Origin of the sequence: Mycobacterium sp. SM3041 (genome assembly GCF_039668335.1) — a bacterium.
Taxonomy (GTDB): domain Bacteria; phylum Actinomycetota; class Actinomycetes; order Mycobacteriales; family Mycobacteriaceae; genus Mycobacterium.
This window is the reverse complement of sequence record NZ_JAYXBQ010000044.1, coordinates 174,606-199,771: the sequence shown is the minus strand read 5'-3', so window position 1 is coordinate 199,771 and position 25,166 is coordinate 174,606. Positions and strand designations below refer to the sequence as shown.

31 protein-coding genes are annotated in these 25,166 nt (G+C 66.4%); 19 read left to right on the top strand and 12 right to left on the bottom strand.

Features of this window, described 5'->3' with window-relative positions:
- Positions 1-14 precede the first annotated feature (14 nt).
- Positions 15-818, top strand: a complete 804-nt coding sequence (locus VXD91_RS13175; RefSeq protein WP_346415586.1) for a DoxX family protein — start codon at positions 15-17, stop codon at positions 816-818.
- A gap of 28 nt (positions 819-846) precedes the next feature.
- Here the strand turns inward: VXD91_RS13175 and VXD91_RS13170 are convergent, their stop codons facing one another.
- The 3 genes from VXD91_RS13170 to VXD91_RS13160 all read right to left on the bottom strand — a co-directional run bounded on the left by VXD91_RS13170 (position 847) and on the right by VXD91_RS13160 (position 1,892).
- On the bottom strand, positions 847-1,002 hold the full coding sequence (locus VXD91_RS13170) for a DUF6131 family protein (RefSeq protein WP_165605920.1): 156 nt from the start codon (positions 1,000-1,002) through the stop codon (positions 847-849).
- A 29-nt stretch (positions 1,003-1,031) separates the two neighbouring features.
- On the bottom strand, positions 1,032-1,241 hold the full coding sequence (locus tag VXD91_RS13165; RefSeq protein WP_029105289.1) for a hypothetical protein: 210 nt from the start codon (positions 1,239-1,241) through the stop codon (positions 1,032-1,034).
- Between the two features lie 102 nt (positions 1,242-1,343).
- Positions 1,344-1,892: a hypothetical protein gene (locus VXD91_RS13160; protein ID WP_346415585.1), complete on the bottom strand. Its 549-nt coding sequence runs from the start codon at positions 1,890-1,892 to the stop codon at positions 1,344-1,346.
- 55 nt (positions 1,893-1,947) lie between these two features.
- Between VXD91_RS13160 and VXD91_RS13155 the strand changes: the two genes are divergently transcribed.
- From VXD91_RS13155 to VXD91_RS13145, 3 genes are all read left to right on the top strand, one after another.
- Positions 1,948-2,712, top strand: coding sequence for an endonuclease/exonuclease/phosphatase family protein (locus VXD91_RS13155; RefSeq protein WP_346415693.1), 765 nt, complete (start codon positions 1,948-1,950; stop codon positions 2,710-2,712).
- 124 nt (positions 2,713-2,836) lie between these two features.
- Positions 2,837-3,511 (top strand): methyltransferase, encoded by a 675-nt coding sequence (locus VXD91_RS13150; protein WP_346415584.1) that lies wholly within the window; start codon positions 2,837-2,839, stop codon positions 3,509-3,511.
- Entirely contained in the window at positions 3,508-3,744 is a 237-nt protein-coding gene (locus tag VXD91_RS13145) for a CDGSH iron-sulfur domain-containing protein (RefSeq protein ID WP_318984482.1), read from the top strand. The genes VXD91_RS13150 and VXD91_RS13145 overlap by 4 nt, the downstream gene beginning before the upstream one ends.
- Here VXD91_RS13145 and VXD91_RS13140 read toward each other — a convergent pair.
- Both VXD91_RS13140 and VXD91_RS13135 read right to left on the bottom strand, forming a co-directional pair.
- Positions 3,726-4,457 carry a SigB/SigF/SigG family RNA polymerase sigma factor gene (locus tag VXD91_RS13140; protein WP_346415692.1) on the bottom strand — a complete coding sequence of 244 codons (732 nt, stop codon included), beginning with the start codon at positions 4,455-4,457 and terminating at the stop codon, positions 3,726-3,728. The genes VXD91_RS13145 and VXD91_RS13140 overlap by 19 nt on opposite strands.
- A gap of 368 nt (positions 4,458-4,825) precedes the next feature.
- On the bottom strand, positions 4,826-6,628 hold the full coding sequence (locus VXD91_RS13135; protein ID WP_346415583.1) for a thiamine pyrophosphate-requiring protein: 1,803 nt from the start codon (positions 6,626-6,628) through the stop codon (positions 4,826-4,828).
- Positions 6,629-6,741: 113 nt separating this feature from the next.
- On the opposite strand from VXD91_RS13135, the gene VXD91_RS13130 reads away from it, so the two are divergent.
- From VXD91_RS13130 to VXD91_RS13120, 3 genes are read left to right on the top strand one after another with little or no spacing between them, the layout of a single operon-like run.
- Positions 6,742-7,113 carry a hypothetical protein gene (locus VXD91_RS13130; RefSeq protein ID WP_346415582.1) on the top strand — a complete coding sequence of 124 codons (372 nt, stop codon included), beginning with the start codon at positions 6,742-6,744 and terminating at the stop codon, positions 7,111-7,113.
- 16 nt (positions 7,114-7,129) lie between these two features.
- The gene (locus VXD91_RS13125) at positions 7,130-7,366 is read left to right on the top strand and encodes a hypothetical protein (protein ID WP_346415581.1); all 237 of its coding nucleotides are present in this window, start codon (positions 7,130-7,132) and stop codon (positions 7,364-7,366) included.
- On the top strand, positions 7,347-7,877 hold the full coding sequence (locus VXD91_RS13120) for a DUF6328 family protein (protein ID WP_318984478.1): 531 nt from the start codon (positions 7,347-7,349) through the stop codon (positions 7,875-7,877). Before VXD91_RS13125 ends, VXD91_RS13120 begins: the two co-directional genes overlap by 20 nt.
- A 58-nt stretch (positions 7,878-7,935) precedes the next feature.
- On the opposite strand, the gene VXD91_RS13115 is transcribed toward VXD91_RS13120, so the two are convergent.
- Both VXD91_RS13115 and VXD91_RS13110 read right to left on the bottom strand, forming a co-directional pair.
- Positions 7,936-8,172 (bottom strand): CsbD family protein, encoded by a 237-nt coding sequence (locus tag VXD91_RS13115; protein WP_318984477.1) that lies wholly within the window; start codon positions 8,170-8,172, stop codon positions 7,936-7,938.
- Between the two features lie 48 nt (positions 8,173-8,220).
- Complete coding sequence (locus VXD91_RS13110) at positions 8,221-8,463, bottom strand: hypothetical protein (RefSeq protein WP_318984476.1); 243 nt, start codon at positions 8,461-8,463, stop codon at positions 8,221-8,223.
- Between the two features lie 143 nt (positions 8,464-8,606).
- Here VXD91_RS13110 and VXD91_RS13105 point away from each other — a divergent pair, with 143 nt between their 5' ends.
- Genes VXD91_RS13105 through VXD91_RS13090 form a run of 4 tightly spaced genes read left to right on the top strand, consistent with a single transcriptional unit; the run spans position 8,607 to position 12,427 of the window.
- Positions 8,607-9,590: an alpha/beta hydrolase fold domain-containing protein gene (locus VXD91_RS13105; RefSeq protein ID WP_346415580.1), complete on the top strand. Its 984-nt coding sequence runs from the start codon at positions 8,607-8,609 to the stop codon at positions 9,588-9,590.
- Positions 9,591-9,615: 25 nt separating this feature from the next.
- On the top strand, positions 9,616-11,724 hold the full coding sequence (locus tag VXD91_RS13100) for a catalase (protein ID WP_346415579.1): 2,109 nt from the start codon (positions 9,616-9,618) through the stop codon (positions 11,722-11,724).
- Positions 11,724-12,002, top strand: coding sequence for a hypothetical protein (locus tag VXD91_RS13095; RefSeq protein ID WP_346415578.1), 279 nt, complete (start codon positions 11,724-11,726; stop codon positions 12,000-12,002). The genes VXD91_RS13100 and VXD91_RS13095 overlap by 1 nt, the downstream gene beginning before the upstream one ends.
- A gap of 11 nt (positions 12,003-12,013) precedes the next feature.
- Positions 12,014-12,427: a ChaB family protein gene (locus VXD91_RS13090; RefSeq protein WP_318984472.1), complete on the top strand. Its 414-nt coding sequence runs from the start codon at positions 12,014-12,016 to the stop codon at positions 12,425-12,427.
- Positions 12,428-12,431: 4 nt separating this feature from the next.
- Here VXD91_RS13090 and VXD91_RS13085 read toward each other — a convergent pair whose 3' ends face one another.
- Complete coding sequence (locus VXD91_RS13085; protein ID WP_110767286.1) at positions 12,432-12,854, bottom strand: hypothetical protein; 423 nt, start codon at positions 12,852-12,854, stop codon at positions 12,432-12,434.
- Positions 12,855-12,906: 52 nt separating this feature from the next.
- On the bottom strand, positions 12,907-13,347 hold the full coding sequence (gene dtd, locus VXD91_RS13080; RefSeq protein ID WP_346415691.1) for a D-aminoacyl-tRNA deacylase: 441 nt from the start codon (positions 13,345-13,347) through the stop codon (positions 12,907-12,909).
- Between the two features lie 44 nt (positions 13,348-13,391).
- Here dtd and VXD91_RS13075 point away from each other — a divergent pair, with 44 nt between their 5' ends.
- Together VXD91_RS13075 and VXD91_RS13070 are read left to right on the top strand one after the other, a co-directional pair.
- Positions 13,392-14,444, top strand: a complete 1,053-nt coding sequence (locus tag VXD91_RS13075) for a catalase family peroxidase (RefSeq protein ID WP_346415577.1) — start codon at positions 13,392-13,394, stop codon at positions 14,442-14,444.
- Positions 14,441-14,956: a cytochrome b/b6 domain-containing protein gene (locus VXD91_RS13070; RefSeq protein WP_318984470.1), complete on the top strand. Its 516-nt coding sequence runs from the start codon at positions 14,441-14,443 to the stop codon at positions 14,954-14,956. The genes VXD91_RS13075 and VXD91_RS13070 overlap by 4 nt, the downstream gene beginning before the upstream one ends.
- A 105-nt stretch (positions 14,957-15,061) precedes the next feature.
- On the opposite strand, the gene hisS is transcribed toward VXD91_RS13070, so the two are convergent.
- The gene (gene hisS, locus VXD91_RS13065) at positions 15,062-16,342 is read right to left on the bottom strand and encodes a histidine--tRNA ligase (protein ID WP_346415690.1); all 1,281 of its coding nucleotides are present in this window, start codon (positions 16,340-16,342) and stop codon (positions 15,062-15,064) included.
- Positions 16,318-16,983 carry an MBL fold metallo-hydrolase gene (locus VXD91_RS13060; protein ID WP_064859003.1) on the bottom strand — a complete coding sequence of 222 codons (666 nt, stop codon included), beginning with the start codon at positions 16,981-16,983 and terminating at the stop codon, positions 16,318-16,320. The genes hisS and VXD91_RS13060 overlap by 25 nt, the downstream gene beginning before the upstream one ends.
- A gap of 32 nt (positions 16,984-17,015) precedes the next feature.
- Here VXD91_RS13060 and VXD91_RS13055 point away from each other — a divergent pair, with 32 nt between their 5' ends.
- From VXD91_RS13055 to zwf, 3 genes are all read left to right on the top strand, one after another.
- On the top strand, positions 17,016-17,789 hold the full coding sequence (locus tag VXD91_RS13055; protein ID WP_082934690.1) for a thioredoxin domain-containing protein: 774 nt from the start codon (positions 17,016-17,018) through the stop codon (positions 17,787-17,789).
- Between the two features lie 72 nt (positions 17,790-17,861).
- Positions 17,862-18,743, top strand: a complete 882-nt coding sequence (locus VXD91_RS13050) for a peptidylprolyl isomerase (RefSeq protein ID WP_064859001.1) — start codon at positions 17,862-17,864, stop codon at positions 18,741-18,743.
- A gap of 92 nt (positions 18,744-18,835) precedes the next feature.
- Positions 18,836-20,338, top strand: a complete 1,503-nt coding sequence (gene zwf / locus VXD91_RS13045) for a glucose-6-phosphate dehydrogenase (RefSeq protein ID WP_318984620.1) — start codon at positions 18,836-18,838, stop codon at positions 20,336-20,338.
- A gap of 3 nt (positions 20,339-20,341) precedes the next feature.
- Here the strand turns inward: zwf and VXD91_RS13040 are convergent, their stop codons facing one another.
- Positions 20,342-20,968 (bottom strand): TetR/AcrR family transcriptional regulator, encoded by a 627-nt coding sequence (locus tag VXD91_RS13040; protein WP_318984466.1) that lies wholly within the window; start codon positions 20,966-20,968, stop codon positions 20,342-20,344.
- 93 nt (positions 20,969-21,061) lie between these two features.
- Here VXD91_RS13040 and VXD91_RS13035 point away from each other — a divergent pair, with 93 nt between their 5' ends.
- The 3 genes from VXD91_RS13035 to VXD91_RS13025 are packed head-to-tail and all read left to right on the top strand — an operon-like array spanning position 21,062 to position 25,163.
- Positions 21,062-21,493 (top strand): MmpS family transport accessory protein, encoded by a 432-nt coding sequence (locus tag VXD91_RS13035; RefSeq protein WP_318984465.1) that lies wholly within the window; start codon positions 21,062-21,064, stop codon positions 21,491-21,493.
- Entirely contained in the window at positions 21,490-24,339 is a 2,850-nt protein-coding gene (locus VXD91_RS13030) for an MMPL family transporter (RefSeq protein WP_346415574.1), read from the top strand. Before VXD91_RS13035 ends, VXD91_RS13030 begins: the two co-directional genes overlap by 4 nt.
- The gene (locus VXD91_RS13025) at positions 24,336-25,163 is read left to right on the top strand and encodes a thioesterase family protein (protein WP_346415573.1); all 828 of its coding nucleotides are present in this window, start codon (positions 24,336-24,338) and stop codon (positions 25,161-25,163) included. Before VXD91_RS13030 ends, VXD91_RS13025 begins: the two co-directional genes overlap by 4 nt.
- Positions 25,164-25,166 lie beyond the last annotated feature (3 nt).

Genomic DNA, 25,166 nt, shown 5'->3' with positions numbered 1-25,166 from the left:
GAAATCCCTGCCCCATGATCATTCGTAGGATCGCCCGTCCACTTCTGGCCACCGCGTTCATCGGACAGGGCGTCGAAACCCTGTTGAACACCGACTCCGGCGCCCAGGCCGTACAGCCGGCGCTCGACGGACTGAAGGACATGCCGGAACCCGTCGCACGCAATGTGCCCTCCAACGCCGTCGCCGTGGCGCAGGCGACCGCGGCCGCTCAGGTCGCCGGCGGGCTGTTGCTGGCCACCGGACGCATTCCGCGCGTGGCCTCGGCAGTTCTCGCGGCCACGGTGATTCCCGCAAACCTCGGTAACCACATGTTCTGGGCCGAGGACGATCCCGAGGCGAAAGCCGCCAAACGCCGGGGCTTCCTGGCCGACCTGAGCCTGCTCGGCGGTCTGATCCTCGCCTCCGCGGATACCGCCGGAAAGCCGTCGCTGGGATGGCGGGGCCGGCGCGCCGCGAAACGGGCGGCCGAGGCCCTCTCGTCGACAGTGCCGTCCAGGACGGAAGTTGCCCTCGCCCGCATGCCGGAAGTGGGCGAAAAGCTGGGCCACGGCGTCCAAACCGGCTTCGAGCACGGCCGTGAGCTCGCCGGCGTCGCGCTCGAGAAGCTGGAAGGCGGGCTCGAGAAGGCTGCCCCGTATGCGGAATCTGCCTACCGGAAAGCCAGCGCCCGCGCCTCGGAGTTGGCCGACACCGTGGGAGACGGCTTGGAAAAGGCCGCTCCCTACGCGGAATCCGCGTACCGGAAAGCCAGTGCGCGTGCGGCTGAATTGGCCGACACCGCAGTCACTACCGCGAAGAAGGCGAAAGCCCGGGCCTGAGGCCCGGGCTTTCGCCCCTCTTGTCACGTCAATACCAGTACCGGCGTCCGGCGACGGCATGACCGGCTGCCCCGAGGAGCCAGAAGATCGCGCCCACCACGACGAGCACGATGCCCAGGACCCACAGCAGATACACGTTGAAGACGAAGCCCAGGATGAGCAGGACTACTCCCAAAGCAATCATGATGATCGATTCCTTTTCTCAGATGCGGTTCACCGCATGGCACTCGGTTGCGGCAGTCGGCAATCGACCACCTTCGGATTGACCCCGGCGTAGTTCAACGGCCCGGCGACCACGGTCAGCGCGATACGCCCTGCCGAGCCGCAGCTCGTGTCGCCGCCGCGGAAATAGTCGCGTTGCCAGGCCGCCAGCACCCCGATCAACAGCCAGACCACCACGATGACGCCCACGCTTCCTCGCAACATGGCTCCTCCTAGACAGACCTCTCTGGTCTCATGGAAAGAAGTACCCATGGGTGCGTGATGGCAAACTAACGCGCAAGAAAAAGAACCCGCGACCGGTGCTTACCGGTCGAGCCGAAGTCGGGCCGCCAGCTCGAGAAAGGCCATGGCGAAGTCGTTTCCGGCCGCCAGTTCCCGGATTCGCGGCCAGTCGAGTTGCTCACGGACCGCGCGCACCGCCGGCAGCAGCGGAGCGAAGTCACAGTGATGTTCGTTGAGCGTCAGCAGCTTCTGGGTGATCACCGCATCGGGCGTCAGGACCGGCATCGAGATGGCCAGTACCTCGCGATCCACGGCCCCGGTGAGAAGAGCGGCGTCCACAGGCACGCCGTTGAGTCGGTGCAGAACATCGACGAGCACGCCCTCGAAGTACGCTTTGAACAGCCAATCTTCTGGTGGTCGCTCGATGTCGAATCCGTTCTGGCCCAATATCTTCACCGCCGCCTCGGTGTCCGGCTCGGGCACGACGAAGTCGACATCGTGGTCGGGTTCCGGCGCGCCGTGGACCCACAGTGCGTAGCTGCCGGCAAGGGCGAAACTCTGGCCGTTCGCCTTGAAGGCACTTGCCGCGGCGCGCAGTGCGTTTCTCAGCTGGGTGCGCTCAGGACACATGACGCACCGCGCAATCAAAGTCGGCGTTCGGGGGTACCGAGTCATCATGACTTCGATGCGCCTCGCGACCTTCAACATCCTGCACGGCCGCACCGTCGGCGACGGAGTCCATCTCGACCGGCTTCGTCGCAGCATCAGCATCCTCGACCCGGACATCCTGGCGCTGCAGGAGGTGGATTTCGACCAAACGCGTTCCGGCCGGGCGGATCTGACCGCCATCGCAGCTGAGGTCATGAAAGCCGTCTCCCACCGGTTCGTCGCCGCCATCACGGGAACGCCCGGCGCCACCTGGATCGCCGCCACCGGTGAGGAACATCCCGAATCGGCGGCGTACGGCATCTCTCTGCTCTCGCGGTATCCGGCGACCAGCTGGCAGGTGCTGCGGCTGCCCCGGATACCGACCCGCTTTCCGATGTATCTGCCGGTGCCCGGCAGGGTCATGATCGTGCACGAGGAGCCCCGCGCCGCCGTGCTCGCACGGCTCGAGACGCCGTTGGGCGCCATGACGATCGCCGGGACCCACTTGTCGTTCGTACCCGGCTGGAATCGGCATCAACTGCGGCAGCTGGCCCGCACAGTCCGCGCGCTGCCCGGACCACACATCATCGCCGGCGACCTGAACATGGCGGCGGAACCAGCCGAGCGCTGGTCGGGCATGCGTTCGCTGGCCTGTGCCAACACGTTTCCGGCTGAGGCACCGGCCCAACAGCTCGACCACCTTCTCACTGACGACCGGCAGCTGGCCGTGCTCCGACATGCCACCCCGGAGGTGGAACTCTCGGATCACCGCCCGCTGGCTGTCACCGTGACCCGGCATTGACGGGTGTTACCCGTTTCCGCCCGCCTCAAAACCGCCCAGGTCATGCGGCGTTACCGAATTGACGCGTTTGCCCATGCCGCATCCCGGTTATATCGGAGAGGTTGGATCCAGAGAGGAAGCCCGAATGCTGAGCTCCGAAATCTCGCCTGAGTGCGCAAACGTCTATCTGCCGCAACATGATTCGCGATTGTTGATCGAAACCATGCACCGCTGCTGCCACCCGGCGGGCATGCGCGTCGCGGACCTGTGTACCGGCAGCGGGGTGGCAGCGATTGCTGCCTCCGGTGCCGGAGCGCACAGCGTCGTCGCCCTCGATACGTCGCAAGCCGCCATCGCGGCGGCCCGCGCCAATGCACGGCTCGCCGGTTGCCGCATCGATGCGCGGCTCGGTTCCTGGTCGGCGGCACTTGGGCTCGAGCCATTCGACCTGGTGCTGTGCAACCCGCCATATGTGCCCGAGCCTGCGAGCGAACCGGTGATCGTGGGCGCCGGTGGTCCGCCGACATCCTTCAATGCCGGCCCCGACGGCCGGCTCATCCTGGATCCACTCTGCGCCGCGGCGCCCGCGCTGCTCAGGCGCGGCGGCGCACTGCTCATCGTCCACTCCGAGTTCGCCGATGTCGCGAGCAGCGTCGCCGCCTTGCGAGGCGGCGGCCTTCAGGCTGACGTGGTCGCGCGCCGGACCATCCCATTCGGGCCCGTGATGAGCGCTCGCGCACGGTGGTTGGAGGACTCCGGTCGGCTGACACCCGGACGGCGTACCGAGGAACTGGTTGTGATCAAGGCGGTGAAGCCATGAGTCCCGCGCGCAGAACCGTGCGCATCGTGCCCCGCGGCCCGATGCTGATCCAGGGGCCGGTCCAGGTCGAACTCGAAGACGGGACCCGGGTCTGCTCTGACAGATTCATGGTCGCGATCTGCTGCTGTCAACGCAGCAAGACATATCCGTGGTGCGACACCAGCCATCGGCGGCAGAACCGGTCTGCCGCCGATGGCCGAAAGGCCGGCGTCGATCAGGCGCAACCCACTTGAGCGCGCAGATCGCGCAGGGTGCGGTCCAGTATCCGTGACACATGCATCTGGGAAACGCCGATCGAGTCGGCGATCTGCCGCTGCGTCATGGCACCGAAGTACCGGAGATAGAGCACTTTCTGCTCGCGTCGAGGCAGCGCCGCCAGCAGGGACCGCACCGATTCCCGATCCGTCACTCGGTCGAATCCGGCATCCATCTCACCAAGGGAGTCACCGAGCGCCTGGGCCCGCGAGTCGTCGTCGACTACGTTGACGTCCAGCGACTGGGGTTGATACGCCTTGGCTGCCACGATGCTCTCGACAACCTGGTCACGGTCGATCTCCAGCTCCTCGGCGAGCTCCTCGATGCTCGGCGCCCGCCTCAAGTCGTTGGTCAAATACGCAGTGGCACAGGCAATATCGTGCTGGCGATCGCGAATTCTCCTGGGTACGTGGACTTTCCAGCCATAGTCCCGGAAATACCGGCGCAGCTCTCCCATCATCGTCGGCAGGGCGAACGCCACGAATCGTGATCCCCGCGCGGGATCGAAACGGTTGACGGCCTGCAGCAACCCCACCCGGGCCACCTGCATCAGGTCTTCGAGGTTCTCGCCGCGGCGGTCGAAGTGGCGTGCCACCCGGTCGGCCAGCGGGCAGCACCGCAGCACGATGCGTTCGAGTTGACGGGCATAGGCGGCCGAGTCGGGCGGTAATTGACGGAGCATCACGACCATCGCGACGACATCCGCGTATTCGTCAGGACTTTGATCGGGCTCTGCGCCGGCTTCTACCGGCTCACTCACTTCACGAAAGTCATTTTCCAACACAGAAACTGACATGCAGCACCCCTTCCAGGGTGTGACAGCACGCACGACACCACCGATTGACGGCATAGAAAATTGGTCCGCGACGTGCTGGCTTCCGCCTTGACGGCGGAACGGCAATCTGCCGAAGTCGAGCCCGCCCGCAGTCGGCGAATCCTGAGAATGGAGGCCCCGCTCTGGACCGGATTCACGCGCCGAGCTGCAGTACCCTCGACCATCGCCGCTTTTGGCTAAGCGGCCACGCTGTAACAGCGTCGTGCTTCTCACAGTACACGGGGCTACCCGCCGCCACCACCGGAACGGGCGATGTACTCCTGTGCTTTGGTCTTCATCCCCTGATACACCAGGTGCCAGCCGTTGGGGTCACCCTTGAGCACCGCGGCGGTCAGGTCTTTGATCTGTTCGTAGGTCGCGTGCGGAGGGATCGGCGGCACTTCCGGGTCGCACCTGACGTCCAGCACGACGGGGCGATCGGCACCCAGCGCCCGATCCCAGGCCTCGCCCAGACGGTCGGGGTCGTCGACCGCGATGCCATCCAGCCCCATGGCACAGGCGATCTCGGCATACGAAACGTCCGGTAGCGATTGTGACGGCACGAACTTGGGCGCTCCGCCCATTGCCCGCAGCTCCCAGGTGACCTGATTGAGGTCGCCATTGTGGAAGACACACACCACCAGGCGCGGGTCGGACCATTGCTCCGCGTAGCGCTTGATGGTCAACAACTCGGCCATGCCGTTCATCTGCATCGCGCCGTCGCCGACGAGCGCGACGGCGGGACGGTCCGGATGCGCGAACTTCGCACCGATCGCGTACGGCACCCCGCATCCCATGGTGGCGAGCGTGCCCGACAGCGAACCTCGCATCTCCCCGCGCAGCTTCAGGCACCGCGCATACCAGTTGGTGGACGAACCGGAGTCTGCCGTCACGATGGCGTCGTCCGGTATCCGCTGCGAAAGCTCCCACGCGATCCGCATCGGATTCACCGGGCGGGCCGACAACATGCACTGGCGCTCGACGGTGTCCCACCAGCGAGACACGTTGTGCTCGATGGTATCTCGCCATTTCCGGTCGGTCTTCGGCTCCACCAGCGGCAGGAGCGCACCGAGCGCGGCACTCGCGTCGGCGACGATGTTCACCTCGGTCGGGTAGCGCATGCCGATGGCGGTTCCGTCGATGTCGATCTGAATCGCTCGGGCCTGACCGAATTTCGGCAGGAACTGGCTGTAGGGAAAATTCGATCCGACGATCAGCAGGGTGTCGCAGTCGCGCATCATCTCGTAGCTCGGTCGCGACCCGAGCAGCCCGATGGACCCGGTGACGTACGGCAGATCGTCGGACAGCACATCCTTGCCCAACAGCGCCTTGGCGACCCCGGCGCCGGTCTTGTCCGCCAGTTCGCGCACCTCGTCGGCGGCGCGACGGGCACCCTGGCCGACCAGAATCGCCACGCGCTCACCGGCATTGAGCACACCGGCAGCCTTGCGGACCTGTTCGTTCTGTGGATACACCGCCGGCGGCACATACTCCGGATCACTCGACGGCACCTGTTTGAACTCGTGTTGCGGAGGCTCGTACGGCTGCTCCTGTAAATCCGACGGGATCACCAGGGCCGTCGGCGCCCGCCGGGCCAGCGCGATGCGGATCGCCCGGTCGAGCGCGTTGGGCAACTGATTGGCGACATTCACCTCGACCAGGTAGTCACTGGCGACATCCTTGAAGAGACTGTGCAGGTCGACTTCCTGCTGATAACTACCACCCATCGCGCTGCGCGCCGTCTGACCCACGATCGCCACCACCGGAACGCGGTCGAGCTTGGCGTCGTACAGCCCGTTCAACAGGTGGATGGCGCCCGGTCCCGATGTCGCCATACAGACACCGAGCCCACCACCGAATTTGGCGTATCCGGTGGCACAGAACGCCGCCATCTCTTCGTGGCGGGTCTGAATGAATTGTGGCGCATCGTCACTGCGGCCGAATGCGGTGACGATGCCGTTGATGCCGTCGCCCGGATAGGCGAATACATGACGGACATGCCACTGCCTCAGCCGCTCGAGCAGGTAATCCCCAACAGTCATCGTCATCCGGGCGTGGTACCCGTGAGGTACCGGACGAAACAGGCGTTTCGCGGTTCGGCCGCCCGGGTACGCCCTCAACAGACAGTCCCAAGGAAACCGCTACCACCCGGGAGGTGTCGATGTCTGAGGTCCAGGCCGGGGCGATCGCGCAACACGATGCAGACGCACAGGAAGCCGGACACCGGCGACGCACCGTCATCAACTGGGTACTGGCCGGCCTCACCGTGCCAGGTGCCCTCGCCATCATCCTGTATCAGTACGCCCAGGTTCTGGCGACCGCTGGGTGTTCCGAACGTACCTGCGCCAAGCTGGGCCCGAGCCCGTTCGTATTCGGGCTGATCGAGTACGGCGCACCGGTGGTCGCCGTACTGGCCATCGCGATCTCATTCGTGACAGCACGTACCCGGCGCGGCATCGTCGTCCCGCTGGTCGCCTGGGCCCTGTTGATCGCCGGGTTCGTCGTGCTCACGTTGACCTTCGAAACGCCTTGACAGGAAAGGGGTTCCGATGGCCGCTGAAACGAAGGTCGAGGCCGTCCGCCCCGCGGACGTGACGAAGGGCGACGTCATCGAGGACCCCGCCGGTGGCCGCTGGCTCACCGTCCGTGAGATCCAGGTGGACTCCTCGCCCGGCAAAGACATCTTCAGCTTCTACGGTTCAGGGCCCGGCGACCGCATCATCGTCGTCGACAAGGAAACAGTTCGGCGCAAGAGCGATGTGTCTGATGACGGGCGAGCACGGTGACGAGGGACCATCCGACCAGCGCTGGGACCGGATGGCCCGTCACGAGACCGAAATCGAACGGCTGGACCGCAATTGGTCGAGCCTGTTGCAGGAACTTCGCGTCACACAGACCGGAGTACAGCTGCTCACCGGTTTCCTGCTGACCCTGCCGTTCCAACAGCGGTTCTCCACGCTGGATGACCAGAGCCAGGCGGTCTACCTGGCAACCGTCGGTTTCTCGGTCGCATCGACGATTCTGTTGATCGCCCCAGTCGGCATGCACCGCATCCTGTTTCGGCAGCGACGCATGTCGTTGATCGTCGCCGCGGCACACCGCTGCGCCTTCTACGGTCTGCTGCTGCTCGGGATCGCCCTGACCGGCGTGACCGAGTTGATCTTCGGTACCGTCGCCGGCCAGGTGGCGGGCTGGGTCGCCGGCGGCATCGGCCTGGCCGGTTTCTGCACGTTCTGGGTGCTGGTGCCATTGGCGATGCAGAACAGCGGACGCAACGATACCGCTCGCGCACAATAGTTTTCGCACAAGAAGCGGCCCGGCCTCCCACGGTTGAAGGAGGCCGGGCCGTTCTGGCTCACTGGTTCTGCTGCTGGCGCTTCTCAGCGGCCGCCGCGCCGGAGCGCGCCGACTCGGCTTCCGCCTCATGCTTGGCCGCATCGCGTTCGGCGTCGGCCTTGTCCTGCTGGGCCTGTCCCTCACGGACCAGATCGTCCCGGCCCACGACGCTGCCTGCGGCTTCCTTCAGCTTGCCCTTGACACCCTCGACGGTGCCCTTGATACCCTCTTCGGGGCCACTCTTGTTCTCTCCCAAGGTATTTCCTCCTTGCGTTGCGGTGTTGTCAGGTGTGATCGAAGTCCGTCACACCAGGCGATTCGCGAGCAGCGCCTTGCCTTGTTCGGCGCCCTTGCGGCTTTCCTTCTGCGCCCGCTTGAACAGGTCGATGAGTTCGGTATCGCCCTGGCGCTCCGCGTCGGCACAGTAGCGTTCCATGCGCAGCGCGTTGCTCAGGCAGCTCTCCACGAACCAGATCAGGTTGTAGTCCTTGTCAGCGGTTCCGGTGAAGACGCCGGTGTCGGAGCCGGTATCGATGTGCGTGGTCATACGCCATTCCTCCAAACATGCTTGATTCCGTTGAACAATCCGGCACTACCGACATACCTGGTCTGCGCGCATCGGAAACCTTCTCTGGCGCAACGTTTCACCAAGATCTGGCATGGGTACCGAGTGCTCAGGAGTTGATCACAATGCGAAATACCCGGCATGACCAGGGAGTACGGCACCATCACCGCCGCCGCAGCCCACAATCCCAGGCAATCGGCGCCGTCTGCCGGGTGTTCGTCAAGAACATCGTGCGGATGTGGGCTCTGCAACCAAACCTGCGCTGGCCCTTCAGCTCCATCGATCAGGTCGCCGCACTGGCACCGCTGCCGAGCTCGGCGACCGTGCAGCCCGTCCGCCTGCCCTCCTGTCCGGCCGAACTGATCGGCACCGCCGGCTCGTCGGCCCGACGCGCCATCCTCTACCTGCACGGCGGCGCGTTCCTCACCTGCGGTCTCAACACGCACCGCGCCATTGCCGCCCGGCTTGCCCGCAGCGCCGAGGCCGAGGTACTCAACGTCGGGTACCGCATGTTGCCCAACCACGGACTGTCGGCGGCACTGGCCGACGCGGCCGACGGGCTCCGCTGGCTGCTGCGCCGCGGCTACCGCTGGTCCGACATCGTGGTGGCAGGCGATTCGGCGGGCGGATATCTGGCCCTGCAGACGGCCGCCGATCTACTTCGCGACGGTAACCCGCCCACTGCCGGCGTGGCCGCGATCTCCCCTCTGACGACGCTGAACCCGCGCGACAAATCCCCCAGCGGCAAGGACCGGTGCGCCATGTTCACGGCACGCGCCATGACGTCGTTCATGCGCTACGTCGCCGCGCACGGTGAGAAGAATCCGTCCGGGCAGCCGATCGCCTCGCCCGTCGACGCGGACCTGCGCCGGATGCCGCCGGTGTTGATCCACGTCAGCAGCGACGAGTTTCTCCGGCCCGACGCGGAACTGATGTACGAGCGGTTGACCGCCGCGGGGGCACAGTGCGAACTTCACATGTGGGACGGGCAGATTCACGACTTTCCGCTTGCCGCTCCCGTCCTGCCCGAAGGGCGGCGGGCGATCCACTACATCGGCGAGTTCGTCAAGCAGGTCACGCCCGCGGCGAACCACCGCCGCGTTTGTTGACCATCGCGCTGGGTAACCAGACACGGTGGACGAAACATCGAATGCAAAGCAAGAGCAACTCGAGGCCACGCGGGTCGACAACAACGCGGGGTATCTGACGACCCAGCAGGGGGTGCGGGTTCCGCACACCGACGACGCCCTCACCGCAGGTGAGCGCGGCCCGACCCTGATGGAGGATTTCCACGCGCGGGAGAAGATCACCCACTTCGACCACGAACGCATTCCCGAGCGGGTCGTGCACGCACGCGGCGCGGGGGCCTACGGGTACTTCGAGCCGTACGACGATTCGCTGGCCGACTTCACCACGGCGAAATTCCTGACCACGCCGGGCCTGCGCACGCCGGTGTTCGTGCGCTTCTCCACCGTCGCGGGGTCCCGCGGCTCCGCCGACACCGTACGCGACGTCCGCGGCTTCGCCACCAAGTTCTACACCGAGCAGGGCAACTACGACCTCGTCGGCAACAACTTCCCCGTCTTCTTCATCCAGGACGGCATCAAGTTCCCCGACTTCGTCCATGCGGTGAAGCCGGAGCCGCACAACGAGATTCCGCAAGCCGCATCTGCCCACAACACGCTGTGGGACTTCGTGTCGCTGCAGCCGGAAACGCTTCACACCATCATGTGGCTGATGTCCGACCGCGCCCTGCCGCGCAGCTACCGGATGATGCAGGGCTTCGGCGTGCACACCTTCCGGCTGGTGAACGCGGCCGGCGAGGGCGTCTTCGTGAAATTCCACTGGACGCCGAAACTCGGTGTGCACTCACTGCTCTGGGAGGAATGCCAGCAGATCGCCGGTAAGGACCCGGACTTCAATCGCCGCGACCTGTGGGACGCCATCGAGGCCGGCCAATACCCCGAGTGGGAGCTCGGCGTTCAGCTGATCCCCGAATCTGATGAGTTCGCCTTCCCGTTCGATCTGCTCGACGCGACCAAACTTGTTCCAGAGGAACGGGTTCCGGTGATCCCCGTCGGCCGGATGGTGCTCGACCGCAACCCGGACAACTTCTTCGCCGAGACCGAACAGGTCGCGTTTCACACCGCCAATCTGGTGCCCGGTATCGACTTCACCAACGATCCCCTGCTGCAGCTGCGCAATTTCTCATACCTGGACACCCAGCTGATCCGCTTGGGCGGGCCGAATTTCGCGCAGTTGCCGGTCAACCGGCCCATCGCAGCGGTGACCAACAACCAGCGCGACGGCTACGGCCAGCACACCATCCCCAAGGGCGCCACGAGCTACCTCAAGAACAACCTCGGCGGTGGGTGTCCCGCGCTGGCCGACGAAGACGCCTACCGGCACTACACCGAACGCGTCGACGGTCACAAGATCCGCAGCCGCGCAGAGAGTTTCAAGGACCACTACAGCCAGGCCCGGATGTTCTGGCTGAGCATGTCGACCGTCGAGAAGGACCACATCGTCGCCGCATTCTCGTTCGAACTCGGCAAGGTCGGCCCCGAGACCGGCATCCGTGAACGAGTCATCGCACAGCTCAACATGATCGACCACGAGCTGGCCGAGCGGGTCGCCGCCAAGCTCGGACTGCTGGCACCGGACGAGGTCGCCGTCCCCGACCATGTGACGCCGTCGCCGGCGCTGTCGCAGATGAACACCGCGACCGATTCCATCGTCAGCCGCCGGATCGCCGTCCTGGCCGCCGACGGCGTGGACCTGCGCGGCACCGAACGGACCGCCGCCGCGCTCAGGGAGTTGGGCGCCACCGTCCACATCGTCGGCCTCATCGGTGGCGGCACCATCGCGACCGACACCGGCCAGGAACTCGGCGTGGATCTGGGGCTCAACACCACGTCGTCGACGCTGTACGACGCGGTGCTGGTGCCGGGACCGCAGAACTCCGTCGAGCTGCTCGCGCAAGACGGTTCGGCAGTCCATTTCGTCGCCGAGGCCTACAAGCACCTGAAGCCCGTCGCCGCGTTCGGTGCTGGTATCGGCTTGCTGCGCGCCGCGGGGATCAATCCCGAATCCGCCGGGCTGACCGAAACCCACACGGACAGAGGCGTTGTCACGACGACGTCGCATGGCGGCTCGCTCGACGAACTGTTCATCGAGGCGTTCGTCGACACGATCCGGCGGCACCGGACCTGGAACCGGGCGACGGAAGCGGTGCCTGCCTGATGTCTGACGACAACATGCTCACCCCGAGCGAGTCCACCGACTCCGACGAATTGCACAACCGCGACGGTGACCAAACCGTCGAGCCACCCGAAGGCTGGCATGGAGCCGATCAATTCGGTCTGCTCGAAGACGAAGCCGAGCAGGGCGAATCACTCGACGACAAGCTCGCCGCCGAGGAGCCCGATGTGCTCGGCGGTCCGGTCCGGCCGGACACCGAGGAGGACGCCTCGTTCTTCCCCGTCGTGGACGACGATTCGGACACCAATCAAACACCGTGAGGAGGAGTGTCATGCCGAAGACCACGAAGACAGGGCAAGCCAAGAAGAGTGAGCTGCCCAGCACACTGCAGAAGTCGAGTCCCAAGGCGCAACGCACGTTTGCGAAAGCGCACGACTCGGCGGCCGAGGAATACGGCGAAGGTGAACGCGCCCACCGCGTCGCGTACTCAGCTCTGAAGCACAGCTACGAGAAGGTCGGCGACCACTGGGAGAAGAAGGACCACAAGGGCCCCTCGGACGAGCGGGCGCGCAGCGGCGGGCCCAACGCCCGCGGCAAGACCGCCGAGGGCGTTGACACCCAGGCCACCAAGAAACATCTCATGGACGTCGCGCGCCGGCTCGACATCCGGGGCCGGTCGACGATGAACAAGGACGAATTGGTCGACGCGATCGAGAAGGCCAACCGGCGGGCGAGCCGCCGCTAGCGGACTACCACTGACCGAGCTGGCACTGCACGTTGTACGGCGCGGTCTGGTGCGCTGCCGACTGCCCGTCGACAGCGATGTCGCACGTCGAGTCCGGAGCGGCCTGGCCACCGTGCGTGGTGCTGCTGACGGTGAAGATGGCCCACTGCGGGTCGGCGAGCGTCGTGGTGAACACCCACGGGGCGTCCGGACCGACGGTGACCGTCTCGCGCTTGAGGTAGGCGTAGGCGTCGGCGTTGTACGCGGCCTTGTTCGCCGGCTGATTGACCAGATAGAGCAGGTCGAAGGTGGCCGGGCCGCCCACCGACAGCGTGTACCGGACCTCGTGGCCGGCCGGGGCGGCAGACGCCACCGGCGCCATCAGCCCAGCGGCCGCCACTGCTGCCGCGCCACACACCACTGACAACTTGACTGTCGCTTTACGCATGCCGGTCATATCGACTGACCGTACCGGACTGTTACACCCTGCATCAGACGTATCACCCCGCCTGCAGCTCCAGCAGCACCGTCACCGGCCCGTCGTTGACGAGCTCGACGTGCATGTGGGCGCCGAACCGTCCGGTGGCGACCTCGGCGCCCAGCGCCCGCAGCGCCGCCGAGAACTCGTCGACGAGCGGCTCGGCGACCGGCCCGGGAGCCGCGGCGTTCCAGGACGGCCGGCGTCCCTTGGCGGTGTCGGCGTACAGCGTGAACTGACTGACCACGAGGATCGGGGCGCCGGCGTCAGCGGCGCTGAGCTCGCCGTCGAGGATGCGCAGCCGCCACAGTTTGTCGGCCATCTTGCGCACCACCGCGGCGTCGTCGGTGTGCGTCAGACCGACGAGCGCCACCAGGCCCTGAGGGTTCGGGGTGATCTCACCGACGGTCTGCCCGTCGACAGTCACCCGCGCCGACGTCACCCGCTGCACCAGTACCCGCACGTTCGCAGATGTTGCCACAGCAGTTTGTGGTACCTGTGGTGGTCATGGACGGCCCATCCTGGCGCGGTACCCCCCTGACCCGGCGTTCGGTCCTGGTCGGCCTCGGCGCCGTCGGGGCGTTCCTCGCCGTCGACCTCGGACTCGTCGCGTACACCAGCCGCGCCGGCACGTTGACCCGCCAGACCTTCCTGGACGGTTTCCGGAGCGTCTTCGGCGCTCACCCCGGCTTCCGGAAGAACCACGCCAAGGGGGTCTCGGTAGTCGGCCATTTCATGAGCAACGGCAACGCCGCCGCGCTGTCCCGCGCCGCGGTCTTCGGTGCGGGTGAGACGCCCGTCGCCGGTCGGTTCTCGCTGGCCGGCGGCAACCCGACCGTCGCCGATACTCCCGGCGCGGCACGGGGGCTCGGCCTGGCCATCGGCTTCCCCGGCCCCGGCCAGTGGCGGACCGCGATGCTCAACATCCCGGTGTTCCTCGACAATTCACCGCAGGGCTTCTACGACCGGCTGCTGGCCTCCAAACCGGTCGCCGACGGCAAGCCCGACCCGAAGCTCATGGCCGACTTCCTCGGCCGGCACCCCGAGACCGCGGCCGCGATGGCATTGGTCAAGAAGAGCCCGCCCACGCCCGGTTTCGCCGACAGCACATTCGCGGGTCTGCACAAGTTCTATCTGGTGAGCCAGGCCGGCGTCCGCACGCCGGTCCGCTGGTCGTTCGTACCGCAGCAGACGGCGCTGCCACCGAAGTCCGACGATCCCAACGCGTTGTTCGACGCGCTGATCCTGCAGTTGAAAGAGACTCCGCTGCAGTGGAAACTGCGACTGACGGTCGGACGGGACGGCGATCCGACCGACCCGACGCTGCCGTGGCCGGCCGACCGGCAGGTCATCGACGCGGGCGTCCTGACCCTCACCGAAGCCCAGACCGATGCCGCCGGCAACGCCCGTGACATCAACTTCGATCCGCTGGTCCTGCCCGACGGCATCGAACCGTCCGACGACCCGCTGCTCAGCGCGCGGTCGGCGGTGTACGCCGGGTCGTACCGGGCCCGGACCATCGAACCGAAAACCGCTCCGGCCGTTCAGGTTGTGCCATGACCGGCCGCTTCCCCGTCCGCACCCGCGTGTTGCACTGGCTGACCGCGGTCGCCGTGTTCGCCGCGTTGTTGATCGGCTTCACCATGACCAACCGGATCGGTTCCCACGGTGCCTTGGTCGCCGTACATATGACGCTGGGCATCAGCATCCTGGTCATCGTCATCGTCCGGGCGGCAAACAGATTCACCCACAAGCCGCCGAAGTGGCCCGACACGGTGGGACCGCTGGAAGGCAAGTTGATCGCCGGGTCCGAGCTGGCGATGTACGCCATGCTGCTGGCACAGCCACTGGTCGGCTGGGCCATGGTGTCGGCCTCGGGCACCCCGGTGCGGGCCTTCGGGCTGACGCTACCCGGCCTCGTCCCCTTCGACGGCGACCTGTACGGCGTTCTGCGGCAGGCACATTCAGTGGTGGCCTACCTGCTGGTGGCCGCCATCGCGGCACACGTCGGCGCCATCCTGCTCCACACGCTGACGCTGCGCGACGGCATGCTCCGCCGCATGACCCACTGACCCACCGACGCCATCCCGCGAGCGGCCGTGTTGTACACCGACACGCCGTGTGGGATGTGCATTTTGGGGCCACCCAGCGCTGACGAGCGGCCCCAAAATACGCAGCTAAGGAAGCAGTGCGGCCACTCGGGCGGCGACGTCGGCGATGGGCACGTCGACCTGCTCACCGTTCGACAGGTTCTTGACGCCCACGGTGCCGGCCTCGATGTCGCGGTCACCGGCGACCAGGGCCACCTTGGCGCCGGAGCGGTCGGCGGCCTTCATCGCACCCTTGAGGCCGCGGTCGCCGTAACACATGTCGGTGCGGATACCCGAACCACGCAGGGCCGCAACGATCTTCGCCAATTCCAGCTTGGCCGGGGCACCCAGCGGCACGGCGTACACATCGACAGCCGCCGGTGACGCCACCGTCTTGCCCTCGGCCTTGAGCGCCAGCACCGTGCGGTCCACACCGAGGCCGAAACCGATGCCGGACAGGTCCTGCCCGCCCAGCTGCTTCATGAGGCCGTCGTAGCGGCCACCGCCACCGATGCCGGACTGCGCGCCGAGCCCGTCGTGCACGAACTCGAACGTGGTCTTGGTGTAGTAGTCCAAGCCGCGGACCATGCGCGGGTTGATGACGTACGGCACGCCGAGAGCGTCCAGGTGCGCCAGCACGGTGTCGAAGTGCTCCTTGGCGGCCTCCGACAGGTGATCGAGCATCACCGGGGCGTCGGCCGTCATCTCCTTGACGTGCGGGCGCTTGTCGTCGAGAACCCGCAGCGGGTTGATCTCGGCGCGGCGCCGGGTGTCCTCGTCGAGGTCGAGCTTGAACAGGAAGTCCTGCAACAGCTTCCGGTACTGCGGGCGGCAGGTGTCGTCACCCAGCGACGTGATCTCCAAGCGGAAGCCGTCGAGGCCCAGCGAGCGGAAGCCGGCGTCGGCGACGGCGATCACCTCGGCGTCGAGCGCCGGGTCGTCGATGCCGATGGCCTCGACACCCACCTGCTGCAGCTGGCGGTACCGGCCGGCCTGCGGCCGCTCGTACCGGAAGAACGGTCCGGAGTACCGCAGCTTGGCCGGCAGCGCGCCGCGGTCCAGCCCGTGTTCGATGACGGCGCGCATGACGCCGGCGGTGCCTTCGGGCCGCAGCGTGACGGAGCGGTCACCACGGTCGGCGAAGGTGTACATCTCCTTGGACACCACATCGGTGGACTCACCCACACCGCGGGCGAACAGCGCGGTGTCCTCGAAGACCGGCAGCTCGATGTGGCCGTACCCGGCCAACCGCGCGACGTTCAGCAGTCCGTCACGTACCGCGACGAATTCCGCCGAGTCCGGGGGCAGGTAATCCGGGACGCCCTTGGGCGCCTGAAAATCGCTCAACTTGATAAGCCTTCGAGGAATGGGTTGGTACGGCGTTCGGCGCCGATCGTGGTCTGTGGGCCGTGCCCAGGTAGTACCACGGTGTCGTCGTCGAGCACCAACAGTTTTGTCACGATCGAGTTCAGCAGGTCCCGGCCGCTGCCGCCCGGGAGATCGGTGCGGCCCACCGACTGCTTGAACAAGGTGTCGCCGGTGAATGCCAGTTCGGCGGGACCGTCGGTCACGCGGAACACCACCGAGCCCCGGGTGTGCCCCGGCGTGTGGTCCACCGTCACGGTGATGCCGCCCAGGTAGAGCTTGTCACCGTCGCGGTCGAGTTCGACGACCTGCTTGGGCTCGGAGAACAGCACCCCGAACGCCAGCTGCGCCAGCCGCGGACCGAACCCCTTGATGGGATCGGTCAGCATGAACCGGTCCTCGGGGTGGATGTACACCGGGCAGCCGTAGGTGTCCGCCACCTTCTGCGCCGACCAGATGTGGTCGACGTGGCCGTGGGTGAGCAGCACCGCCGACGGGGTGAGCCGGTTCTCATCCAGGATTTCGCGGATGCGGCCCATGGCCCGCTGGCCCGGGTCGACGATGATGGCGTCCGACCCGGCGCGCGCCGCGAGGATGTAGCAGTTGCACTGCAACATCCCGGCCGGAAACCCCGTCAACAACACGCAGCCATTTTCCCACGTGGGAAACTGCCTCCATGACGCAGCCAGGACCGTGGGGGCCGCCGCAATACGTTCCGGGCTTTCCGCCACCGAAGAAGTCCCGCACCGGCTGGGTGATGTTCGCCGTGATCGCCGTCATCGCGCTGGTCGCGGCCGGCGTCGCCGCCGTCATCGTGCTTCGGCACAAAAACGCGCCCGTCGGGAGTGCTGCCGAGACATCGTCCGCGGATTCCGGTCCGACGCCGCTGCGCTCGATCCGCCTCGCGGCGCCCAACGTTGCCACCAAGCCGGGCACCTCCGAGCCGAAGGCCACGCTCACGGTCTACGAGGACTTCCTGTGCCCGTTCTGCGGCCGGTTCGAGCAGGTCTACGGCCCGACCATCGGCAAGCTGATCACCGACGGCCGCGTCGCCGTGGACTACACCATGGTGTCGATCCTGGGCCGCGGCGACCTGACGTCGTACTCGGTACGGGCCGGCGCGGCGGCGTACTGCGTGGCCGACGCCGACACCGCGGCGTTCCAGCGATTCCATGCCGCGCTGTTCGCGCATCAACCCGACGAGTCGGCGCAGACGTTCCCGGCCGACGACGAGCTGGTCGAACAGGCGAAGAAGGCCGGCGCCCCGGATTCGGTCGCCGATTGCATCACCGGCGGCAAGTACCGCGACATGGTCAACAGCGCGGTGAAGAGCTCGGGCATCAACTCGACGCCGACGGTTCTGCTCAACGGCACCGATATCGGGGACGCCGTGCTGCTTCATCCCGATCCGCAGGCGCTGCTGGACCAGCTCAAGAACGTCTCAGGGTGACCTGGCACACTCGGTGCCGACCAGCTGTACGTCGGGGCAATTCCCCCGACCGTGACGAGGAGGGCTTCGGCGGTGCCGACGAATGAACAACGGCGGGAGACCGCCAAGCGCAAGCTGGAACGGCAGTTGGAGCGCCGGGCCGAGAAGGCCCGCAAGCAGCGCATCATCACCATCGCCGCGTCGGTGGTCGCGGTGCTCGCGGTGATCGGCGGCGCCGTCTTTGGTGTCATCTATCTCAACAAGGACTCCGACTCCTCGTCGGCGACGGCCTCGGCATCGACCGAGAGCTCGACCGCCCCGGCGCAGAACCCGCCCGCCGACGGCAAGCTGCCGCCGTTCGTGGCGCCCGCCGGCCTCGGTGAGAACTGCCAGTACCCGGCGTCGTCGGAGCAGGCCAGCAAGAAGGTCAACCCGCCGCGCACCGGCAAGATCCCGACCACCCCGCCGACGGTGACGGCCAGCATGAGCACCAATCAGGGCAACCTGGGCCTGACGCTCGACAACGCCAAGGCGCCGTGCACCGTCAACAGCTTCGCCAGCCTGGCGCAGCAGGGCTACTTCAACGACACCCCCTGCCACCGGCTCACCAAGGGCGGCCTGGACGTCCTGCAGTGCGGTGACCCGACGGGCTCCGGCATGGGCGGCCCCGGCTACCAGTTCGCCAACGAGTACCCGACCAACCAGTACCAGCCCGACAGCCCCGCGCTGAGCCAGCCGGTCGTCTACCCGCGCGGCACGCTCGCGATGGCCAACGCCGGCCCGAACACCAACGGCAGCCAGTTCTTCCTGGTCTACCAGGACTCGCAGCTGCCTCCGGGCTACACCGCGTTCGGCACCGTCGACGCCACCGGCCTGGCCACCCTGGACAAGATCGCCCAGAACGGCATCGAGGGCGGCGGCGGCGACGGCAAGCCCGCGCAGCCGGTCACGGTGAAGTACATCCAGCTCGACTGACAGTTCACGAAGAAGGCCCGGTCACCACGGTGACCGGGCCTTCTTCGGGTTAGGCCCTGCGCGGACCCGGCAGCGGTGGAATCATGCGGATCGTGGCGAACACCAAACCGCAGACCATCTCGTACCCGGCGCCCGGCTCGCGGCCGAACCGCCACGACGATGTCGCCGTCGATCCACACGTGATCGTGCTGTTCGGCGCGACCGGCGACCTCGCCAAACGCAAACTGCTGCCAGGTCTGGCCTATCTGGACCAGTCCGAACTGGCACCCGACATCCAGATCGTCGGCACCTCGTTGGAGGACCTGACGATCGACGAGTTCCGCGAGCTGGCCAAGGCCGCGATCGACGAATTCGGCAGCCACCACCTGACCGACGAACAGTGGGAACGGTTCGCCGCGACGCTCACCTACGTCCCGCAGAGCGCCGGGCCGTCGGGTCTGGCGGCGGCGGTGGCCGCGGCGGAGAAGAAGCTGGGCCCGAATGTGCGCCGCCTGCACTATCTTTCGGTGCCACCCAAAGCTGCGCGCGCCGTCATCGCGACGCTGGACGAGGCCGGCTTGGTCGAGCGCTCCCGCGTCGTCATGGAGAAGCCGTTCGGGACCGACCTGGCCAGCGCCGTCGAACTCAACAACTTCGTGCACGAAACGTTCGACGAGGCACAGATTTTCCGGATCGACCACTTTCTGGGCAAGGAAGCCGCGCAGAACATCCTGGCGTTCCGGTTCGCCAACGGCCTGTTCGAGCCGATCTGGAATCGCAACTTCATCGACCACATCCAGATCGACATTCCCGAGATGCTCGGGCTGGACGCCCGCGCCAACTTCTACGAGAGCACCGGCGCCTACAAGGACATGGTGGTCACCCACCTGTTCCAGGTGATGGCCTTCGTGGTGATGGAGCCGCCGACGGCGCTGGAACCGCGCGCCATCAGCGAGGAGAAGAACAAGGTCTTCCGGTCCATGCTGCCGGTGAAGGTGTCCGACGTCGTTCGCGGCCAGTTCACCGGCTACCGCGAACTCGAGGGCGTGGCAAGGGATTCCGATACGGAGACGTTCATCGCCTTGAAGGTCGGCATCGACAACTGGCGCTGGGCCGGCGTGCCGATCTACCTGCGCACCGGCAAGAAGATGGCCGAGGGCATGCGCATCATCTCGATCGCCTTCAAGGAGGCGCCGCGCACCATGTTCCCGTCGGGTTCGGGCGTCGGGTCACAGGGACCCGACCACCTGACCTTCGACCTGGCCGACAACTCGAAGGTGTCACTGTCGTTCTACGGCAAGCGGCCCGGGCCGGGCATGAAGCTCGAGAAGCTCTCGATGCAGTTCTCGGCCACCGAGGCGGACGGCGCCGACCAGGTACTGGAGGCCTACGAGCGGTTGATCCTCGACGCCATGCGCGGCGACCACACGCTGTTCACCACTGCCGAGGGCATCGAGTCCCTGTGGGCGAATTCGGCTGCGCTGCTGGCGGATCCGCCGCCGGTCAAGAACTACCAGCCCGGCACCTGGGGCCCCAACGCCATTCACCAACTGATTGCGCCCAACGCCTGGCGGCTGCCGTTCGAACGGGGTTGGCGCGAAGCCAAGAAGAAGTAGCTGCTACGGCCGCGGCGCCGCGGCCGCCTGCTCGAGCTGCAGGATGGCCGCGTCGACCATGGTCTGGATGATTTCGCAGGTGCTGAAATCGCTCATCCACAGATGCGGCGTGTCGGTGCGGTGCAGCATCGCGACGCCGTGCAGCGCGACCGACAGCGCCGCGGCCACCCGCTTCGCGTCGGGCCCCGGCTCGGAGTCGGGGTCCATGCCGCCGGCGGCCAGCAACCCGCGCGTCACCACCTCGAGCGCCTGGCGCGCCGACGGGGTGATCTCGTCGACTTTGACCATCAGGACGTATCGCAACGGAAAGCGTTGGGCGAACGCGACATACGCACGGCAGCCGAGCAGTAGGCGCTCTCGCCGCGTCTTGCCGCTCTGCACCTGATCGGCGATGTCCTGGTTCACCTGATCCCAGCTCAGCTCCGCCACGGCGGCCAGCACGTCCTCGCGACTGTCGAAATGGGCGTACACCGACATGTTCGAGATGCCGGCTTCACGCGCGATGCTGCGTAACGACACCTCGTTCGTGGACTCCGACGAGTCGACGACCCGGATCGCGGCGGCCAGGATTTCGTCACGCAGCAGCGCGCCCTGCCCTCGCACATTCCGCTGCCGTGTCGAGCCCGCCATGCCTTCACCCTAATCGTCGTCGTGACGAGGTGTGATGGTCGCCACCGCTCCGTAACTATACATGCGTATATATACAGTCGTATGGTGCTGGTCATGAACTGGTTGCTCAAGACCGCGCGACGCGGCTGGGTGCTGCTGACGGTTGTCGGGGTCGTCACGGTCGGCGGTTTCGTCATCGACCGCTTCCACGGCGTGTTCGGCAGCCAGCATTCCGCCGAAACCCGCACGGACAACATCGTTTCGACCATCCCGAAGTACGTGACGTACGAAGTGGACGGACCCTCCGACACCACCGGGATGATCAGCTACGTCGACGAGCGGGCCCAGCCGCAACGCGAGCGCTTCACCTCACTGCCCTGGTCGAAAACCCTGACCACCACGGTGCCGAGCGTGTTCGCCAACCTCGTCGCCCAGGGCGACAGCAGCCGGCTGACCTGCCGCATCACGGTCAATGGCGAGCTGCGCGACCACCAGTCGTCCGACGGCGCTGCGGCGACCACGTTCTGCCTGGTGAAGGCAGCATGAGCGGCCAGCACAGCAGCCGGGGCCGCTATCCCCGGCTGATCCGCATCCTGTCGGTGCCGATCATCCTGATCTGGCTGGCAGCCACTGCGGCCACCAACCTGCTGGTGCCCAAACTCGAGGTCGTCGGCGCGAACAACGCCGTGTCGCTCTCCCCGCAGGACGCGCCATCGGTCATCGCGACCAAACACATCGGCACGACGTTCGGCGAATTCGATTCCGACAGTGTGCTGATGATCATCATCGAGTCGGACCAGGCACTCGGCGACACCGCACGGCAGTACTACGGCGACCTGGTGCACCAACTCGAGCAGGACACCGCACACATCGAGCACGTGCAGGACTTCTGGGGCGACCGCATCACCTCGGCCGGCTCCGAGAGCGAGGACCACAAGGCGGCCTACGTCCAGGTGAACCTGCGCGGTGACCAGGGGTCCACCGAGGGCGTCGAATCCGTCGACGCGGTGCGGCACATCGTCGACCGCAGCCATCCGCCGGCCGGGGTGAGGGCGTTCGTCACCGGCCAGGCCGCCCTGGTCGCCGACACCAACGAGGCCGGCGACAAGAGCATGGTCAAGATGACGGTCGTGACGCTCGTCGTCATCGCGGTGATGCTGCTGGTCGTATACCGCTCCATCGCAACGACATTCATTGCCCTACTGGTCGTGCTGACCGAGATGAGCATGGCCCGCGGGTTGGTCGCCGTCCTCGGTAACGCCCAATTGATCAGCCTGTCGACCTTCGCCGTCAGCGTGCTGACCGCCCTCGCGATCGCCGCCGGCACCGACTACTGGATATTCCTGGTCGGCCGCTATCACGAGGCCCGCAACGCCGGCGAGGACCGCGAAACCGCCTACTACTCAACGTTTTCCAGCGTCTACCACGTGATCCTCGGCTCCGGCCTGACCATCGCCGGCGCCATGATGTGCCTGCTGTTCACCCGCCTGAACTACTTCAACACCCTCGCGCTGCCGTGTGCGACGGCGATGACCGTCATCCTGGTCATGGCGCTGACCTTCGCACCCGCGGTGATGGTCGTCAGCACCCACTTCGGACTGCTTGACCCCAAGCGCGCCAACAAGACCCGCGGCTGGCGCCGGGTTGGCACCGCCGTGGTCCGGTGGCCCGGGCCCATCCTGGTCGCGGCCACCGCTGCCGCGCTGGTCGGAGTGCTGGCCCTGCCCGGATACCGCACCAACTACGACAATCGCTTCTACGTACCGAAAGACGTGCCGTCCAACATCGGCTATGCCGCGGCTGAAGAGCACTTCACCTCCGCGCGGATGAACCCCGACATGCTGATGGTCGAGGCCGATCACGACCTGCGGAACTCCCGGGACATGCTGGTGCTGGACCGGATCGCCAAGAACATCTTCCGGGTACCGGGTATCGCCCGGGTGCAGAGCATCACGCGCCCGCTCGGCCCACCGATGGAACACGGCTCGGTGCCGTTCCAGATCAGCGCGCAGGCCGTCTCGATGAACGAGAACCTGCAGTTCCTGAAGGCCCGCCTCGGTGACGTGCAGACCATGACCGACCACCTCACCTCGATGATCGGCATCATGCGGCACATGCACGACCTCAGCGTGCAGTTGGCCGATGCCACACATGCCGGAGATGTTGCCGCGCAGGACATGTCGGCGACCACCGCCGAGTTGCGCGACCAGATCGCCGATTTCGACGACTTCTTCCGGCCGCTGCGGAACTACTTCTACTGGGAGCCGCACTGCTTCGACATTCCGGTCTGTCACGCCATGCGCTCGGTGTTCGACGCCACCGACGGCTTCGACCGGCTGGCCGACAACACCAGGGCACTGTCCGACGCCATGGGCAAGCTCGACGTCGTGACGCCGCAGATCGCCGCCCAACTGCCACCGCTGATCAGCCTGTCCACGGACGTCCGCAACCTGATGCAGACCATGCGCAGCACTTTCGACGGCATGGTCACCCAGATGGAACGCATGACCGACACCGCCGCGGCCATGGGTCAGACGTTCGACGACGCGAAGAACGACGACATGTTCTACCTGCCGCCAGAAGCGTTCAGCAGCCCCGACTTTCAGCGCGGCATGGAACTGATGCTCTCCCCCGACGGCAAGGCGGCCCGCTTCATCGTCACTCATGACGTGGATCCCGCCACCCTGGAAGGCATTTCGCACGTCGACGCCGAACTGCAGGCCGCCAAGGAGGCCGTCAAGGGCACGCCGCTGGCCGGCGCGAAGTTCTATCTGGGTGGTACCGCCGCGACCTACAAGGACATCCAGCAGGGCGCGCACTACGATCTGCTGATCGCCGCCCTCGCCGCCATCATCCTGATCTTCGTGGTGATGCTGCTGATCACCAGGGCCCTGGTCGCGTCGATCGTCATCGTCGGCACCGTGGTGCTGTCCCTTGCCGCGTCGTTCGGTCTGTCGGTGCTGATCTGGCAGTACTTCCTGGGCATCGAGTTGCAGTGGCTGGTGATCGCCATGTCGGTCATCGTCCTGCTGGCCGTCGGCTCCGACTACAACCTGCTGGTGGTGTCCCGCTTCAAGGAGGAGATCAGCGCCGGCCTGCGCACCGGACTGATCCGTGCCACCGGCGCCACCGGTGGCGTCGTCACCGCCGCCGGCCTGGTGTTCGCGTTCACCATGATCTCGATGATCGCGAGTGACCTGCGGTCGGTCGGTCAGATCGGCACCACGATCGGACTCGGCCTGCTGTTCGACACCTTCGTGGTGCGCTCCCTGATCACCCCGTCGATCGCGGCACTGCTCGGACGCTGGTTCTGGTGGCCGCTGAAGGTCCGGAGCCGTCCCACCCGTGCCGCTGAAACCACAAGCACAACACCGGAATTGGAGATGGCATGACGCAGCATCCCTTCACCGATCTGACCACTGTCACCGCGATCGACTCCGGTGTGTTCACCGCCAACATCGACGGCAGGTGGACCATCGGCCCCAAGGTGCACGGGGGCTGCATGATGGCGCTGTGCGCCGCCGCCGCTCGCCAGAGTGTTCCCGACGCCGCCGACCTGGCCCCGATTACGTTGAGCGCCAATTACCTCAACGCGCCCGATCCGGGCGAGGTCCGGCTCAGCACCACGATCCGCAAACGCGGCCGACAGGTGAACCTGGTCGAGGTCGAGCTGTCACAACGCGGCCGGGTCGCCGTCACGTGCTCGGTCACCCTGGGACAACTGGATGCGAAGCCGCCGCGCCATCAGGTGCCGCTGGAAGTCTGCGCGATGACGGTCGAGCCGCCGGCTGATGCGGTACCGGTGACCGCTGACCATCCGCTGGGGCACGTCGTCCACGTCGCACAGGGCTGCGACATGCGCCTGGACGCGGCAACGCCGTTCCTGACCGGCGCCGAAGGCGAGCCCGTCACCCGGATATGGTTGCGTCCCTTTGCCTCCGACGAAGCCGATCCAGATGCGGCCTTGCTCTTCGCGCTGATGGCCGGTGACATCACACCGCCGGTCACGATGAACCGCGGACACTTCGGATGGACGCCGACGGTCCAGCTGACCACCTACCTGCGGCGCCGGCCCGCACCCGGATGGCTGCGAGTCATGGCCAGCTCCACCGTCATCGGCGACACCTGGTTCGAGGAGGACCACCTCATCGTCGATGCCAACGGCCAGGTGGTCGTACAGAGTCGCCAAATGGCGATGCTGCCGCTGGGGTCCTGACGG

Bases quoted from the DNA above. Each gene is read 5' to 3' on its own strand.
- VXD91_RS13175 (WP_346415586.1), top strand. From the start codon at position 15: ATGATCATTCGTAGGATCGCCCGTCCACTTCTGGCCACCGCGTTCATC.
- VXD91_RS13170 (WP_165605920.1), bottom strand. From the start codon at position 1,002: ATGATTGCTTTGGGAGTAGTCCTGCTCATCCTGGGCTTCGTCTTCAAC.
- VXD91_RS13160 (WP_346415585.1), bottom strand. From the start codon at position 1,892: ATGTGTCCTGAGCGCACCCAGCTGAGAAACGCACTGCGCGCCGCGGCA.
- VXD91_RS13155 (WP_346415693.1), top strand. From the start codon at position 1,948: ATGCGCCTCGCGACCTTCAACATCCTGCACGGCCGCACCGTCGGCGAC.
- VXD91_RS13150 (WP_346415584.1), top strand. From the start codon at position 2,837: ATGCTGAGCTCCGAAATCTCGCCTGAGTGCGCAAACGTCTATCTGCCG.
- VXD91_RS13145 (WP_318984482.1), top strand. From the start codon at position 3,508: ATGAGTCCCGCGCGCAGAACCGTGCGCATCGTGCCCCGCGGCCCGATG.
- VXD91_RS13140 (WP_346415692.1), bottom strand. From the start codon at position 4,457: ATGGTCGTGATGCTCCGTCAATTACCGCCCGACTCGGCCGCCTATGCC.
- VXD91_RS13135 (WP_346415583.1), bottom strand. From the start codon at position 6,628: ATGACGATGACTGTTGGGGATTACCTGCTCGAGCGGCTGAGGCAGTGG.
- VXD91_RS13130 (WP_346415582.1), top strand. From the start codon at position 6,742: ATGTCTGAGGTCCAGGCCGGGGCGATCGCGCAACACGATGCAGACGCA.
- VXD91_RS13125 (WP_346415581.1), top strand. From the start codon at position 7,130: ATGGCCGCTGAAACGAAGGTCGAGGCCGTCCGCCCCGCGGACGTGACG.
- VXD91_RS13120 (WP_318984478.1), top strand. From the start codon at position 7,347: ATGACGGGCGAGCACGGTGACGAGGGACCATCCGACCAGCGCTGGGAC.
- VXD91_RS13110 (WP_318984476.1), bottom strand. From the start codon at position 8,463: ATGACCACGCACATCGATACCGGCTCCGACACCGGCGTCTTCACCGGA.
- VXD91_RS13105 (WP_346415580.1), top strand. From the start codon at position 8,607: ATGCGAAATACCCGGCATGACCAGGGAGTACGGCACCATCACCGCCGC.
- VXD91_RS13095 (WP_346415578.1), top strand. From the start codon at position 11,724: ATGTCTGACGACAACATGCTCACCCCGAGCGAGTCCACCGACTCCGAC.
- VXD91_RS13090 (WP_318984472.1), top strand. From the start codon at position 12,014: ATGCCGAAGACCACGAAGACAGGGCAAGCCAAGAAGAGTGAGCTGCCC.
- VXD91_RS13085 (WP_110767286.1), bottom strand. From the start codon at position 12,854: ATGCGTAAAGCGACAGTCAAGTTGTCAGTGGTGTGTGGCGCGGCAGCA.
- VXD91_RS13075 (WP_346415577.1), top strand. From the start codon at position 13,392: ATGGACGGCCCATCCTGGCGCGGTACCCCCCTGACCCGGCGTTCGGTC.
- VXD91_RS13070 (WP_318984470.1), top strand. From the start codon at position 14,441: ATGACCGGCCGCTTCCCCGTCCGCACCCGCGTGTTGCACTGGCTGACC.
- VXD91_RS13055 (WP_082934690.1), top strand. From the start codon at position 17,016: ATGACGCAGCCAGGACCGTGGGGGCCGCCGCAATACGTTCCGGGCTTT.
- VXD91_RS13040 (WP_318984466.1), bottom strand. From the start codon at position 20,968: ATGGCGGGCTCGACACGGCAGCGGAATGTGCGAGGGCAGGGCGCGCTG.
- VXD91_RS13035 (WP_318984465.1), top strand. From the start codon at position 21,062: ATGAACTGGTTGCTCAAGACCGCGCGACGCGGCTGGGTGCTGCTGACG.
- VXD91_RS13030 (WP_346415574.1), top strand. From the start codon at position 21,490: ATGAGCGGCCAGCACAGCAGCCGGGGCCGCTATCCCCGGCTGATCCGC.
- VXD91_RS13025 (WP_346415573.1), top strand. From the start codon at position 24,336: ATGACGCAGCATCCCTTCACCGATCTGACCACTGTCACCGCGATCGAC.